The sequence below is a fragment of the Telluria sp. Soil_C_11 genome, from assembly GCF_057657395.1.
The window spans coordinates 1-14641 of sequence record NZ_JBDGIN010000032.1; the positions used below are offsets into that span (position 1 = coordinate 1).

Genomic DNA, 14641 nt, shown 5'->3' on the forward strand with positions numbered 1-14641 from the left:
CAGGACCGTGAAACGACTTTGCGCCGATGATAGTGCTGCAACCAGTGTGAAAGTAGGTTATCGTCAGGCTAATTATTCGCAGAAGCCCGCTCAATTCGTTTGAGCGGGCTTTTTGCTTTTGGGCGGCCGGAATTCAGTGTGCTTTCTTCTGGTACGTTCCCGTTAGCTGGCCCTGCGCGAGCACGTGGCCGCCCATCGCTTTTTCCAGCTCGGCCTTGGTCGGATGCCCGAGATCGGGCAACTGCACATCCAGCGCATACAGTTTATGGACGTAGCGGTGACGCCCCACCGGCGGGCAGGGACCACCGTAAGCGCTCTTCTTCCAGTCGTTCAGGCCCGTACGCGTTCCCGGCGGCAGGTCGGTGCCGCGCACGCTGGCGGGCAAGCTGGCAGCGGAGGCGGGGATGTTGTACAGCACCCAATGTACCCAGGTCGTCTTGGGCGCCGCGGGATCCGGCGCATCCGGATCGTCGATAATCAACACATAGCTTTTTGTGCCTGGGGGCGCGCCCATCCAGGACAGGGCGGGAGAGGTGTCGGATCCGTCGCAGGTGTGTACTGCCGGAATATTGCCGCCGGCATCGAAGTCGGCCGAGACAAGGGACAGGCTCATGGCTACCTCCTATGAAAAATGCCGGAGGAAGACGGCTTCCCCCGGCATTTCGACAGCACCCAGCTGTCCGGGTTGCACCTCCGGGCTTATTTCGCGATCAGCACCAGCGTCCCGCGCCCGCACACGCCATAGCTCGTGTTCTCGCCGCCGATAAAGTCTTCGGCTCCCGGCGTGCGCACCTGGTTCGTGCCTTCGGCCCAGCCGCAGGTATCGGTGACGCGGTACCAGCTCTTGCCGCTACCTGGCCAAGGTAGCACGAAGTTCACCTGCGCGCTCCAGGCATTGTGCGCGACGTAGATCGCCGAGGCCGAATCGCCGAACTCGCTGCCGTCGATGCGCCAGGCGATCGCGTGGTTGTTGCCGTCGTTGAAGTAGGTCGAATCCGCGACCCCGCCGTCCGGCTTGAACCAGCGCAGTTGCTCCATCACGTTGCCGTTGTTGTCGACGCTCGAGTAGAAGTTCGTCGGGCGCAGTGCAGGGTGCGCTTTGCGGAAGGCGATCATGCCCTTGGTGAACGCCTCGAAGTTGCTCTGGTCCGTGCTGCGGGTCCAGTTCAGCCAGTTGGCCGTCGAGTCCAGGTTGTAGGGATTGTTGTTGCAGTTCAGGCTGCGCAGCGCTTCGTCGCCGCCGACCACCATCGGCACGCCGGCCGACACCATCATCAGCGCCAGGCCGTTGCGCGCCGCCTTGCGTTGGTCGGCCGCGATGCCGCCCTGGTCCCAGCTGTTGTTGTTGTCCTCGCCGCCGTCGCTCGGCCCGTAGGGCCAGGCCTGGCTATTGTTCTTGACGTTGCAGCTGTACAGGTCCTTCAGCGTGAAGCCGTCGTGTGCCGTGATGAAGTTGACCGAGTGCCAGGGTTTGCGGCCGTCATCGCCGTACAGGTCGCTAGATCCGGCGAAGCGCGTCGCCATGGTGCCGGTGGTGACCGTCACCGAGCCCAGCTTGTTCTGCGACTGGCGCACCGTGTCGCGGTAGGCGCCGTTCCACTCCGCCCAGCCGCTCGGGAAGCCGCCGACCTGGTAGGAGTTGCCGCCGATGGCCCAGGGTTCGGCGATCAGGTCGACGCCACTGCCGCCGCCGGCCGGCCGCGGCGGCAGCTCGGCCACGATGCGGTTCAGCGCGTTGCCCGAATCCATCTTGTCGAAGTTGTAGCAGCCGTGCTGGCAGGTGTTGCCGAGCACCGAGGCCAGGTCGAAGCGGTAGCCGTCCACGCCCAGCGTGTCGCGCCAGTAGGCCAGGGAATCGACGATCAGGTTCTGGGCGACCGTGTTGCGCGTGTTGTAGTTGCCGCCGACGCCGGTGTTATCCCAGGAGTTCTGGAAGTCCGAAGTCAGGCTGTAGTAGGTTGGGTTGTCCAGCCCGCGCATGCCCATGATGTTGTAGGTGGTCTTGTCGGTCGGGGACCAGGCGTAGCCTTCGCCGGTGTGGTTGTAGACCACGTCGATCAGCACCTTGATGCCCTGGTCGTGGAAGGCCTTCACCATTTCCTTGAACTCGCGCGTCGGGCCGCCGGCCGTCTTGTCGTAGGCATAGCGGCGATCGGGTGCGAAATAGTTCAGGGTGCTGTAGCCCCAGTAGTTGTCGCCGTTGTCGCTGTTGGGGTCGACGTCGTTGGTGTCGTTCTGGGTCTCCTGTACCGGCAGGAATTCGACCGCGGTCACGCCCAGGCTGGCCAGGGCCGCCGCCTTCAGGCCGGCGCCCTTGTAGGTGCCGCGGTAGGCCGCCGTGATGCTGGTGTCGTTCATGGTCAGGCCCCGCACATGGGTCTCGTAGACCACGTCGTCCTTCAGCGCGCGGGTCGGCTTGGTGCCGATCGATTGCGTGTCGCCGTTCAGCACGATGCCTTTCGGTGCGGAGGAGCCGCTGTCGATATTGCGGTAGGTGGCGCCGCTGGCGTAGATGGTGCCGTTGCTCATCGTCGGCGTGGTCGGATCGTGGCTCATCTCGAGCGCGTAGGGGTCGAGCAGCAGCTTGTTCGGATTGAAGCGGTTGCCATTGGCGTCGACGTCGGTAATGAAGCCGGTAGACGAGCCCTTGACCCAGCTGCTGCTGTAGGGCCAGTTCGGACCCCAGGCGCGGTAGCCGTAATAGATCGTGCCGGCGAGGCCGAGGCTGGTGAGGGTCGTGGTCGGGATACTCGCGCTCCAGATGCCGCCCGTACCGAGGTTCATGATGTAACGCGCTTTTTCGGCCGTCCCGGTGGCGGAGCTGTACAGGTAGAGCTCGATACGGGTGGCGCGGCTCGAGTACACCTTGAAGGTGAGATTCGCGCGGGTAGCGTCGTAACTGGCGCCGAGCTTGTTGGGATTGATGGCTGCCGAGGCGGGCGCCCCGGTAAAGGCGAACGCGAGCATTGCCGCGATCAGGCATTTCTGAAACTGCATGCTTGTCTCCGATGTCGTTATTTATCTATGTAGCCCGACTACATATACGGCCGGGTCTGCTAGGAAATCTACGCTCAGAGATATGTACAGTCAATTGTGTGCGAGTAGTTTTACTACTGGTCACTTGAAGAGAATCACGCCTGGGAGAGGGGCGCCGAGTCCTGGGCGGCGGCTTCCTCCAGCCTTTGCTTGCCCCGGCTGATGCTCTCGCCGTCGCTGCGGCGCAGGCGCCAGAACACGAACGAGGACAGCATCGTGGTGACGGCCAGCGCGAGGAAGGCATGGTGCAGGGCCGAGGTCACCATCACCTGGTCGGTCTGCGGCACGCGGCCGAGGAACCAGCCGGTCACCAGCGAGCCGCTGGCCAGGCCGAAACTCATCGACAGCTGCTGGAAGGAACTCGCGATCGTGCTCGCCATGCTGGAGTCCTTCTGTTCGACGTCCGCATAGGCCAGGGTGTTCATGCTGGAGAATTGCAGCGAATTGAAGAAGCCCTGCAGCAGGCCGATGCCGGCGATCGCATACCAGGGCGTGCCCGGCCCGACCAGCGCGAACAGCGCGATCGTCAGGCCGATGCAGATCGTGTTCACGACCAGCACCTGGCGGTAGCCGAAGCGCGCCAGCACTTTCGGCGCAATCAGCTTCATGCCCATCGCAGCGGCCGCGGTCGGCATCATCAGCAGGCCCGACTGCCAGGCCGGCAGCTTCAGGCCCAGCTGGTAGAGCAGCGGCAGCAGGAAGGGCAGGCCGCCGATACCGAGGCGCGTGATGAAGCCGCCCAGCACCGAGATGCGGAAGGTACGGACCTTCAGCAGGGCCAGGCGCAGCAGTGGATGCTTGTGCTCGCTCGCATGCCAGGCATAGGCCGCCAGCAGCGCCACCGACAGGCCCAGCATCAGCAGCATCGTCACCATGTCGAGGGTGTGCTCGCCGAAGATCTCCAGCAGCCAGGACAGCAGCGCCGTGCCCGAGCTGAACAGGATCAGGCCGATGACGTCCAGTGGGCGCGGCTCGGCGCCGGTGTAGTCCGGCATGTAGCGGTGCACCAGGAACAGCGCCAGCAGGCCGACCGGCACGTTGACGAAGAAGATCGCGCGCCACGAACTCCAGTGCACGATCAGGCCCCCGACCGTGGGCCCGAGCAACGGACCGATCAGGGCGGGCAGGATCACGAAGTTCATCGCCCCCAGCAGCTCGTTCTTGGGAAAGGTGCGGATGATGGCCAGGCGCCCGACCGGCATCATCATCGCCCCGCCCAGGCCCTGCAGCAGGCGCGCCACCACCATCATCTCCGCATTCACCGACAGCCCGCACAGCACCGATGCCAGCGTGAAGATCGCGATCGCGGTGAAGAACACGCGCCGGGTGCCGAAACGGTCGGCCATCCAGCCGCTCACCGGAATGCCGACGGCGAGGCTGAGGATATAGCTGGTGACGACGGATTTCAGGCTCAGCGGGGTGACTTGCAGGCTGGCCGCGATGCTGGGGACGGCGGTGTTGACGATGGTGGCGTCGAGCTGCTCCATGAACAGGGCAGCCGCCACCAGCCAGGGGAGGTAGCGCTTGGCGGTGCTGGTATCGGTCATTGGACGATTGTCACATAAATCGTCCAGAGCCGATGTTTGCTATGGGGTCAGAGTCCGGTGTTGATGGTTGGACTCTGACCCCGGTGCTCAGCCGAAACGCAAATCAATAATGATAGCTGGCCTTCACCATGAACAGGTTCACGCCGCCGTTCGGATGCTTGATGCCGCCGTTCGAATAGTGCTGCAGGCGCGCGCCCAGTTCCCACTTGTTCGCGAACACGTAGCCGACGCCCACATGGTCGGCGAATTCATAGGCCGTCGACAGGGTCCGGTGGGTGTTCTGGTACACGTCCGAGAACAGCGCTGCGCCGATGCCGGCGTCGGCGTAGAAGCCGAGCTTGTCGTCCGCTTCCCAACGGAATACCGGGGTGATGCCGATCACGGCCAGGTTATGGCGCTGGCCCGGAACGTCCAGCCACCGGTTGGCGCGCCAGTAGGCGATGTTGGCGTCCCAATAGCCCGACAGGTGGTAGCCGCGGGTGGCGAGCCAGTTCCTGTTCCAGTCCTTCTGGGCCGCCAGGCGCAGCACCTGCAGGTGCTCGCCGCCGCCGGCTTCCACGGAGTAGGAGTCGACCAGGCCGTTCTGGGCATGGCCCGCCTGCGCGGCGAACAGGGCGCCCGCTGCCACCAGCGAGCTGGCGATTTTCTTCGTCGAGAACATCTTGTTCCTTTATTAAATGACGCCGTGCAAAAGTAAAAAATCAACGGCGAATCCCGATATTCTAGCGAGGTCCGGACTTTGGCGTGGCCGGTCCGTCAATTGTTAGAATCGAACGATATCGTCAACGAGCGCACCATGACACTTCCAACCCTGGCATTTCTCGGCATCGGCCTGATGGGCAAGCCGATGGCAACCCGGCTGGCGCAGGCCGGCTATCCGCTCCACGCCTGGAACCGCACGGCGGCCAAGGCCGAGGCCTTGCGTGCGGCCGGCGCCATTCCTCATCCAGACCTGCACGACGCCGTACGCGAGGCCGACATCGTGATCTCGATCCTGGAAGCGGGGCCGATCGTCGGCGAGGTGATCGCCGCCGCGCTGCCGGCCCTGAAGACGAACGCGCTGTGGATCGACATGAGCTCCACCCGCCAGGACGAGGCCCTGGTCTTCCACGCGCAGCTCACGCAGGCCGGCTGCCGCTTCCTCGATGCGCCAGTCTCCGGCGGGGTGGTGGGCGCGGAAGCCGGCAAGCTGGCCATCATGGCGGGTGGCGACGCCGCCGATTTCGACGCCGCCGCCGCCGTGCTCAACACGATGGGTTCGCCTACCCTGGTGGGGCCGGCCGGCAGCGGCCAGGTCGCCAAGCTGTGCAACCAGCTGATCGTCGGCGCGACGATCCATGTGGTGGCCGAGGCCCTGCTGCTGGCCCAGGCCGCGGGCGCCGATCCGGCCGCGGTGCGCGCGGCGATCCGCGGTGGCTTTGCCGGCAGCCGCGTGCTGGAAGTGCATGGCCAGCGCATGCTGGAGCGGAATTTCATGCCGGGCGCCCACGTGACCATCCAGCTGAAGGACCAGCGGAATATCCTGGCGGCGGCAAGCAAGGCGGGCGTGACCTTGCCCGTGACGGAACTGGTGACGCGGCAGTACGAAACCATCGCGGCCGACTTGCCGGCGGCCGATCACTCGGCCGGGCTGATTGCGCTGGAGCGGATGAATCCGGGCAAGCGTGTCGGTAATCGAGACGATATCTTGCCCACTACATAAACTTGGGTCCCCGCCTGCGCGGGGACGACGGATTCAATTTGGCGGCAAGCTCATCTCGACCAGCTTCACCCAATAGCTGGCCCCGATCGGCAGCAGCTGGTCGTTGAAGTCGTAGCTGCCGTTGTGCAGCTGGCAAGGGCCGAGGCCGTGGCCGCCGAGGCGGTGCTCGCCGTCGCCGTTGCCGAGGAAGACATAGCAGCCCGGCTTGGCCTGCAGCATGAAGGCGAAATCCTCGGCGCCCATGGTCGGCTCGACGTTGGCGTCGACCTTGTCCGCGCCGACCACCGCCTTCATCGCCTCGATCGCGAAGGCCGTCTGCGCGGGATGGTTCACCAGCGGCGGGTAGTTGCGCTTGAAGGAGAAATCGACGCCTGCATTGAAAGCGGCGGCGACGCCCCGGGCGATTTCATCCATGCGGCGCTCGACCAGGTCCAGCACCCCGGTGGTGAAGGTGCGCACGGTGCCGATCAGCACTGCTTCGTCCGGAATCACGTTGGTGGCGCTGCCGGCGTGGATCTGGGTGATCGACAGCACGGCGGTGTCGAGCGGATTCTTTTCGCGCGAGATGATGGTCTGCCAGCTTTGCGCGATCTGCACCGCCACCATCACCGGGTCGATGCCACGGTGCGGCTGCGCGGCGTGGGCACCCTTGCCCTTCACGACCACGCGGAACTCGTTACTGGATGCCATCATCGGCCCGGCGACCACGCCGAAGCTGCCGGCAGCCATGCCCGGCCAGTTGTGCAGGCCGTACACCGCATCCATCGGGAAGCGTTCGAACAGGCCGTCGTCGATCATGCGGCGGGCGCCGGCGCCGCCTTCCTCGGCCGGCTGGAAAATCAGGTACACGGTGCCGTCGAAGTTGCGGTTCTGCGACAGATAGTGGGCTGCACCCAACAGCATCGCCGTGTGACCGTCATGGCCGCAAGCATGCATCTTGCCGGCGTGGCGCGACGCGTGCTCAAATGTGTTGAGCTCCTGCATCGGCAGCGCATCCATGTCGGCGCGCAGGCCGATCGCGCGCCCGGACGTGCCGTTCTTGATGATGCCGACCACGCCGGTGACGCCCAGGCCGCGCACGACCGGGATGCCCCATTCGGTCAGGCGGCTGGCCACCACGTCGGCGGTGCGTTGTTCTTCGTAGCAGAGTTCGGGGTGTGCGTGGATGTCGCGGCGGATCGTCTCGAGTTCCGCCTGCTGCGCGAGGATAGGTTCGACCAGTCTCATTCTATTCTCCCTGTGAACATGTTTTCAACTATTGTAGTCCTTCCGCAGCAGTCAGGGCCAGCCCCGGTACATGGGCTGCGGGAATCGTCTAAACTATTGGTTTCTCGACGTTTTTCCCGGATCTGACTCGATGACCAAGACCCTTGTCAGGGCGACCTGCCCGCACGATTGCCCCGATACCTGCGCCATCCTCGTCACCGTGGAGGATGGCGTCGCGACGGAGGTGAAAGGCGATCCGGATCATCCGACGACGGCCGGGGTGCTGTGCACCAAGGTCTCGCGTTACGTCGAGCGCACCTATCACCCGGACCGCCTCTTGAGCCCGATGCGCCGCGTCGGCCGCAAAGGGGAAGGGAAGTTCGAGCCCATCAGCTGGGAACAGGCCCTCGAAGAAATCGCGGCGCGCCTGCAACCGATCGCCGCGCGCGATCCGCAGGCCATCCTGCCGTACAGCTATTGCGGCACCATGGGACTGGTGCAGGGCGAGGCGATGGCGATGCGCTTCTTCAACAAGCTGGGCGCCTCCTTCCTCGATCGCACCGTGTGCGCGACTGCCGGCTTTACGGGCTACAAATACACCATCGGCGGTTCGATCGGCACCGACATCGAACAGTTCCAGGACGCGAAGCTGATCCTGATCTGGGGCGGCAACCCGATCGCCTCCAACCTGCATTTCTGGATGCGCGTACAGGAAGCCAAGCGCCGCGGCGCGAAGCTGATCGCGATCGATCCGTACCGCTCGCTGACGGCCGAGAAGTGCCACCAGCACATCGCCGTCATGCCGGGCACGGACAGCGCGCTGGCGCTGGGCATGATGCACGTGCTGGTCAAGGAAAACCTGCTGGACCACGACTACATCGCCAGCCATACGCTCGGCTTCGCGCAGCTGAAGGACCGCGTGGCCGAATGGACGCCGGAGCGCACCGCCGAGACCTGCGGCATCACGGCCGAGGAAGTGGTGAACCTGGCGCGCGAATACGGCCAGACCGCGATGCGCGGCGAGCCGGTGGCGATCCGCATGAACTACGGCCTGCAGCGCGTGCGCGGCGGCGGCATGGCGGTGCGGAACATCGCCTGCCTGCCGGCGCTGGTGGGCGCCTGGCGCCACGCGGCCGGCGGCGTGCAGCTGTCGACCTCGGGCTCCTTCCCGGCCAACAAGGTGGCGCTGCAGCGCCCGGACCTGCTGCGCGGGCGCCTGCCGGATGGCCGTATCCCGCGCACCATCAACATGAACACCATCGGCGACGACCTGCTGAAGGAGGCGTCGCCGGAATTCGGCCCGAAGATCGAAGCCGTCATCGTCTACAACGCGAACCCGGTGGCGATCGCGCCGGATTCGTCGAAAGTGCAGCGTGGCTTCGAGCGCGAAGACCTGTTTACCGTGGTGCTGGAACACTTCCAGACCGACACCGCCGACTACGCGGACATCCTGCTGCCGGCCACCACCCAGCTCGAGCACGTCGACGCCCACCTGGCCTACGGTCACCTGTACATGATGGCGAACAACGCGGCCATCGCGCCGCTGGGCGAATCGAAACCGAACACCGAGATCTTCCGCCTGCTGGCGAAAGCCATGGGCTTCGACGACCCGGCCTTCGATGAAACCGATGACGAGCTGGCGGCGCAAGCTTTCAACAAGCAGGACGCGCGCGCCGTGCACTTCGACTGGGAATCGCTGAAGCGCAGCGGCTGGAGCAAGCTGAACATGCCGGCCGCGCCGTTCGCGGAAGGCGGCTTTCCGACCCCGTCCGGCAAGTGCGAGTTCTATTCCGAATCGATGCTGGCTGACGGCCTCGATCCGCTGCCGAGCTATATCGCGAATTACGAATCCGTGGCATCCAACCCCGAACTGGCGCAGAAATATCCGTTGGCGATGATTTCTCCGCCGGCCAGGAACTTCCTCAACTCTACTTTTGTCAATGTCCAGAGCCTTCGCGCCACCGAGGGCGAACCGCACCTGGACATCCATCCTCTTGATGCCGCATCCCGCGGCATTGAAGACAAAGAGATGGTGCGCATCTTCAACGACAGGGGTGCGTTCGTCGCGCGCGCCCGTGTCACGCCCAAGGCGCGGGCCGGCCTCGTGGTCGGCCTGTCGATCTGGTGGAAAAAGCTCGCCAGCGACGGCAAGAACGCCAACGAAGTAACCAGCCAGCGCCTGACCGATATGGGCCGGGCGCCGACTTTCTATGACACGCTGGTGCAGGTGGAAAAAGCATGACGCTTGAACGCCGTACCATGAAGACCCTGAGACATGAAACTTTCGCGAATCACCCCGCGGCTCCGTGCCGTGCTCCTTGCGGGCACGGCGGCGGGACTGCTGGCCAGCTGCTCCACGCTGAATTACTACACGCAGGCCGCCCAGGGCCAGCTTGAACTCCTGTCGGACGCCCGTCCGATCGACGACTGGATCGCCGACCCCGGCACCAGCTCCAGACTACGTCTCCGCTTGGAGACGGCACGCCAGATCCGCCGCTTCGCCGTTAGCGAAATGGCTTTACCGGATAACAATAGCTACAAGAACTACGCCTCCCTCAAGCGCAAGTACGTGCTGTGGAACGTGGTCGCCACGCCCGAGCTCTCGCTCAAGCCCCTGGTATGGTGCTTCCCGGTGGCCGGCTGCGTGAACTACCGCGGCTATTACAACAAGGAGGCGGCCGAGTCGTATGCCAAGGAGCTGCAGGCCGACGGCAACGACGTCGAAGTCGGCGGCGTGCCGGCGTACTCGACCCTGGGCTGGTTCAGCGATCCCCTGATCTCGACCTTCATCAACTACCCGGATGCCGAACTGGCGCGCATGATCTTCCACGAACTGGCGCACCAGATCGTGTATGCGCAGGGCGACTCGCAGTTCAACGAATCCTTCGCCAGCACGGTGGAGGAGGTGGGCGTCGAGCGCTGGATGGACCGCTTCGGCAACCAGGCCATGCGCGACGGCTATGCCCGCTACAAGAGCCGCAAGCACGATTTCCTGGCGCTGCTGCTCAAGTACCGCAAGGCCCTCGAACAGAACTACGCCCTGGTCGACCGCAGCGACAGCGAGAAGCGCGCGGTCAAGGCGCGCCTGTTCCAGGAACTGAAGGACGAGTACCAGGTCCTGAAAGGCAACTGGGGCGGCTATGCCGGCTACGACCGCTTCTTCGAGCAGCCGCTGTCGAACGCCCACCTGGCCTCGATCGCGACCTACGAAGACTTCGTGCCGGCCTTCCGCGCCATGCTCAGGCGCGACGGTAGCTTCCCGCGCTTCTACAAGTCGGTGAAGCAGCTGGCCGAGATGGACCGCGCCGACCGCCACCGTATCCTGAAGGCGCTGGTGCCGCCGCTGCCGCCGGCGCCGCTGATGGTGCAGCGCAGCGAAACCTCCACAGTTGGCGGGCACTAGAATTCGTGTTCGAATTGCTTTAAAAATGCTTGCTATCGGGCGCGCTGCCCGATAGCATCATATAAAGTAACTAAGCACGACCGTGCGTTTTTTTCGGTCGGGCCGCCGCCACAGAATAATGACACTGGAGACAGAGGCACCCGATGGACAAGATTTGGCTCAAGTCGTACCCACCCGGCGTTCCGGCGGAAATCGATCCCGACCAGTACGGCTCCCTCGTGCAGCTGCTGGAAGAATCGTTCCAGAAGTACGCCGCGAACAATGCCTTTGTCTGCATGGACAAGTTCCTCACCTATGCGGAACTGGACACCATGTCGAAGCGCCTGGCCGCCTGGCTGCAAAGCCGCGGCATGGCCAAGGGCGCGCGCGTGGCGGTGATGATGCCGAACGTGCTGCAGTATCCGGTGGCGCTGGCCGCCATCCTGCGCGCCGGCTACACGGTCGTGAACGTGAATCCGCTGTACACGCCGCGCGAGCTGGAGCACCAGCTGAAGGACTCGGGCAGCGAGGCCATCATCGTGCTCGAGAACTTCGCGCACACGCTGCAGCAGGTGATGGGCAAGACTTCGGTGCGCCACGTGGTGGTGGCGAGCATGGGCGAGATGCTGGGCGGAGCCCGCGGCATGCTGGTGAACTTCGTGGTCCGCAACGTCAAGAAGATGGTGCCGGACTACTCGCTGCCGAGCAGCGTGCGGTTCAAGGAGGCGCTGGCGCAGGGCGCCAAGATGCCGTTCCAGGCGCCGCAGCTGAAGAGCAGCGATGTCGCCTTCCTGCAGTACACCGGCGGCACCACCGGCGTGTCGAAGGGCGCGACCCTGACGCACCGGAACGTGATCGCCAACCTGCTGCAGGGCGAAGCCTGGTGCGCGCCGGCGATGAACCAGCCGCCGGTGGTCGAGTTCCCGACCATCGTGTGCGCGCTGCCGCTGTACCACATCTTCGCGCTGACGGTCTGCGCGCTGTGGGGCATGCGGGTGGGCGCGCTGAACATCCTGATCCCGAACCCGCGCGACATCCCGGGCTTCATCAAGGAGCTGGCCAAGTACAAGTTCAATTCGCTGCCGGCCGTGAACACGCTGTACAACGCGCTGGTGAACCATCCGGACTTCAGGCACCTGGACTTCTCGGGCCTGAAGCTGGCGAACGGCGGCGGCATGGCGGTGCAGCAGGCGGTCAACGACCAGTGGAAGGCCATCACCGGCAAGCACATCGTCGAAGGCTACGGCCTGTCCGAGACCTCGCCGGTGGCCACCGCGAACCGCTGCGACATCTCCGCCTTCACCGGCACGATCGGCCTGCCGATCCCGTCGACCGAGGTGGCGATCCTGGACGACGACGGCAAGGAACTCCCTCTCGGCAGCGTCGGCGAGATCGCGATCCGCGGTCCGCAGGTGATGGCGGGCTACTGGAACCGTCCGGACGAAACGGCCAAGGTCATGACGCCGGACGGCTACTTCAAGTCGGGCGACGTCGGCATCATGGACGAGAAGGGCTACGTGAAGATCGTCGACCGCAAGAAGGACATGATCCTGGTCTCCGGCTTCAACGTCTACCCGAACGAACTGGAAGGCGTGATCGCGGCGCATCCGGGCGTGCTGGAATGCGCGGTGGTCGGCGTGCCTGACGAGCATTCCGGCGAGGCGGTGAAAGTCTTCGTGGTCAGGAAGGACCCGGGCCTGACGGCCGAACAGCTGATGGACTACTGCAAGCGCGAGCTCACCGGCTACAAGAAACCGAAGTACATCGAATTCCGCAGCGAACTGCCGAAGACCAACGTCGGCAAGATCCTGCGCCGCGCGCTGCGCGAGGAAAAGCAGGCGGCATAGTTGGCGTAATCACCGTCGTCCCCGCGAAGGCGGGGACCCAAGTTCTGTAAGCGCTGACGAAACGCGTACAAACTTGGGTCCCCGCCTGCGCGGGGACGACGTTTGTATAGATTGAAAGAAGAGGCAAACACATGGACAAATTCTGGCTGGAGTCGTACGAGGCGGGTGTGCCGGCGGAGATCGACTGGACCCAATACCGCTCCCTCACGCACCTGCTGGAGGAAGCCTTCCGCAAGTACGCGGACCGCAAGGCCTACGCCTGCATGGGCAAGTCCATGACCTTTGCCGAACTCGATCGTCTGTCGGCGCGGATGGGCGCGTGGCTGCAGAGCCGCGGCCTGCAGCCGGGCGCGCGCGTGGCCATCATGCTGCCGAACGTGCTGCAGTATCCGGTGACCATGGCGGCGATCCTGCGCGCCGGCTACACCATCGTCAACGTGAACCCGCTGTACACCGCGCGCGAGCTGCAGCACCAGCTGAACGACTCGGGCGCCGAAGCCATCGTGGTGCTGGAGAACTTCGCGCACACCGTGGCCGAGGTGCTGGGCAGCACCAAGGTCAAGCACGTCATCGTCGGCAGCATGGGCGACCTGCTGGGCGCCAAGGGCATGATCGTCAACTTCGTGGTCCGCAGCGTCAAGAAGATGGTACCGGCGTGGTCGATCCCGAACGCGGTGCCGTTCAAGCGCGTGCTGGCGGAAGGCGCGCGCCACAGCCTCCAGCCGGTCACGGTCGGCCATGACGACATCGCCTTCCTGCAGTACACCGGCGGCACCACCGGCGTGTCGAAGGGCGCGGTCCTGACGCACAGGAACGTGATCGCCAACGTGCTGCAGAACGAAGCCTGGTTCGCCCCGACCCTGGCCAAGGCCGGCGCCGACCTGCAGTTCGTGTGCGCGCTGCCGCTGTACCACATCTACGCACTGACCGTCTGCGCCCTGCTGGGCCTGCGCGTGGGCGGCATGAACCTCCTGATCCCGAACCCGCGCGACATCGGTGGCTTCATCAAGGAACTGCGCAACTACCGCATCAACGTGTTCCCGGCCGTGAACACGCTGTACAACGGCCTGGTGAACCATCCGGAGTTCAAGAACCTCGACTTCTCGCGCCTGCTGGTCTGCCCGGGCGGCGGCATGGCGGTGCAGAAGCCGGTGGCCGACAAGTGGCTGCAGCTCACCGGCACCCCGATCGTCGAAGGCTACGGCCTGTCCGAGACCTCGCCGGTGGTATCCGCCAACCGCTGCGACATCACCGACTTCACCGGCACCATCGGCCTGCCGCTGCCGTCCACCGAAATCCGCATCCTCGACGAAGCCAGCAACGAAGTCCCGTTCGGCACCGCCGGCGAGATCTCGGTGCGCGGCCCGCAGGTGATGGCCGGGTACTGGCAGCGTCCGGACGAAACGGCCAAGGTCATGACCGCGGACGGCTTCTTCAAGACCGGCGACATCGGCATCATGAACGAGAAGGGCTACATCAAGATCGTCGACCGCAAGAAGGACATGATCCTGGTCTCCGGCTTCAATGTGTATCCGAACGAGGTGGAAGAGGTGGTGGCGGCGCATCCGGGCGTGCTCGAAGTGGCCTGCGTCGGCGTGCCGGACCAGCACTCGGGCGAGGCGGTCAAGCTGTACGTGGTGAAGAAGGACAAGGCGCTGACCAAGGACGACCTGATGGCCTACTGCAAGGAACAGCTGACCGGCTACAAGCGGCCGAAGTTCATCGAGTTCCGCGAGTCGCTGCCGAAGACGAATGTGGGCAAGATCCTGCGGCGCGAGCTGCGGGATGAGAAGCAGACGGCGTAAAGCCCGCCACCCCCGCGAATTAGACCGTCGTTCCCGCGCAGGCGCACTACTGTCCGGGATAATAACGTTGTGCTGATCATCAGGCTTCTCCAAGGGGTGACAGGTTGAGGCTTGAT

At 64.5% G+C, this 14641-nt stretch carries 10 protein-coding genes; 5 read left to right on the forward strand and 5 right to left on the reverse strand.

Annotation, left to right across the window (positions count from 1 at the left end; genetic code table 11):
- Positions 1 to 133 precede the first annotated feature (133 nt).
- The 4 genes from AC3A6M_RS24380 to AC3A6M_RS24395 form a co-directional block, all read right to left on the reverse strand.
- Positions 134 to 613: a YbhB/YbcL family Raf kinase inhibitor-like protein gene (locus AC3A6M_RS24380; RefSeq protein WP_487855280.1), complete on the reverse strand. Its 480-nt coding sequence runs from the start codon at positions 611 to 613 to the stop codon at positions 134 to 136.
- Between the two features lie 86 nt (positions 614 to 699).
- Entirely contained in the window at positions 700 to 2997 is a 2298-nt protein-coding gene (locus AC3A6M_RS24385) for an alpha-amylase family glycosyl hydrolase (RefSeq protein WP_487855281.1), read from the reverse strand.
- A gap of 134 nt (positions 2998 to 3131) precedes the next feature.
- Positions 3132 to 4583 carry a DHA2 family efflux MFS transporter permease subunit gene (locus AC3A6M_RS24390; protein WP_487855282.1) on the reverse strand — a complete coding sequence of 484 codons (1452 nt, stop codon included), beginning with the start codon at positions 4581 to 4583 and terminating at the stop codon, positions 3132 to 3134.
- A 103-nt stretch (positions 4584 to 4686) separates the two neighbouring features.
- Positions 4687 to 5244 (reverse strand): acyloxyacyl hydrolase, encoded by a 558-nt coding sequence (locus tag AC3A6M_RS24395; protein WP_487855283.1) that lies wholly within the window; start codon positions 5242 to 5244, stop codon positions 4687 to 4689.
- 39 nt (positions 5245 to 5283) lie between these two features.
- Between AC3A6M_RS24395 and AC3A6M_RS24400 the strand changes: the two genes are divergently transcribed.
- Positions 5284 to 6285 carry an NAD(P)-dependent oxidoreductase gene (locus AC3A6M_RS24400; protein WP_487855289.1) on the forward strand — a complete coding sequence of 334 codons (1002 nt, stop codon included), beginning with the start codon at positions 5284 to 5286 and terminating at the stop codon, positions 6283 to 6285.
- A gap of 33 nt (positions 6286 to 6318) precedes the next feature.
- Here the strand turns inward: AC3A6M_RS24400 and AC3A6M_RS24405 are convergent, their stop codons facing one another.
- A complete protein-coding gene (locus AC3A6M_RS24405) occupies positions 6319 to 7512 on the reverse strand; it encodes a M20 aminoacylase family protein (protein WP_487855284.1) in 1194 nt (397 codons plus the stop codon).
- 130 nt (positions 7513 to 7642) lie between these two features.
- On the opposite strand from AC3A6M_RS24405, the gene AC3A6M_RS24410 reads away from it, so the two are divergent.
- The 4 genes from AC3A6M_RS24410 to AC3A6M_RS24425 all read left to right on the forward strand — a co-directional run bounded on the left by AC3A6M_RS24410 (position 7643) and on the right by AC3A6M_RS24425 (position 14525).
- The gene (locus tag AC3A6M_RS24410; RefSeq protein WP_487855285.1) at positions 7643 to 9733 is read left to right on the forward strand and encodes a molybdopterin-containing oxidoreductase family protein; all 2091 of its coding nucleotides are present in this window, start codon (positions 7643 to 7645) and stop codon (positions 9731 to 9733) included.
- 33 nt (positions 9734 to 9766) lie between these two features.
- A complete protein-coding gene (locus tag AC3A6M_RS24415; protein ID WP_487855286.1) occupies positions 9767 to 10894 on the forward strand; it encodes an aminopeptidase in 1128 nt (375 codons plus the stop codon).
- Between the two features lie 143 nt (positions 10895 to 11037).
- Positions 11038 to 12720 carry a long-chain-fatty-acid--CoA ligase gene (locus AC3A6M_RS24420; protein WP_487855287.1) on the forward strand — a complete coding sequence of 561 codons (1683 nt, stop codon included), beginning with the start codon at positions 11038 to 11040 and terminating at the stop codon, positions 12718 to 12720.
- Positions 12721 to 12851: 131 nt separating this feature from the next.
- The gene (locus AC3A6M_RS24425; RefSeq protein WP_487855288.1) at positions 12852 to 14525 is read left to right on the forward strand and encodes a long-chain-fatty-acid--CoA ligase; all 1674 of its coding nucleotides are present in this window, start codon (positions 12852 to 12854) and stop codon (positions 14523 to 14525) included.
- Positions 14526 to 14641: the final 116 nt, after the last annotated feature.

What these genes read in the sequence shown, in the direction of transcription:
- AC3A6M_RS24390 (WP_487855282.1), bottom strand. Translation starts at nt 4,583, where the DNA reads ATGACCGATACCAGCACCGCCAAGCGCTACCTCCCCTGGCTGGTGGCG.
- AC3A6M_RS24380 (WP_487855280.1), bottom strand. Translation starts at nt 613, where the DNA reads ATGAGCCTGTCCCTTGTCTCGGCCGACTTCGATGCCGGCGGCAATATT.
- AC3A6M_RS24395 (WP_487855283.1), bottom strand. Translation starts at nt 5,244, where the DNA reads ATGTTCTCGACGAAGAAAATCGCCAGCTCGCTGGTGGCAGCGGGCGCC.
- AC3A6M_RS24385 (WP_487855281.1), bottom strand. Translation starts at nt 2,997, where the DNA reads ATGCAGTTTCAGAAATGCCTGATCGCGGCAATGCTCGCGTTCGCCTTT.
- AC3A6M_RS24405 (WP_487855284.1), bottom strand. Translation starts at nt 7,512, where the DNA reads ATGAGACTGGTCGAACCTATCCTCGCGCAGCAGGCGGAACTCGAGACG.
- AC3A6M_RS24415 (WP_487855286.1), top strand. Translation starts at nt 9,767, where the DNA reads ATGAAACTTTCGCGAATCACCCCGCGGCTCCGTGCCGTGCTCCTTGCG.
- AC3A6M_RS24425 (WP_487855288.1), top strand. Translation starts at nt 12,852, where the DNA reads ATGGACAAATTCTGGCTGGAGTCGTACGAGGCGGGTGTGCCGGCGGAG.
- AC3A6M_RS24410 (WP_487855285.1), top strand. Translation starts at nt 7,643, where the DNA reads ATGACCAAGACCCTTGTCAGGGCGACCTGCCCGCACGATTGCCCCGAT.
- AC3A6M_RS24420 (WP_487855287.1), top strand. Translation starts at nt 11,038, where the DNA reads ATGGACAAGATTTGGCTCAAGTCGTACCCACCCGGCGTTCCGGCGGAA.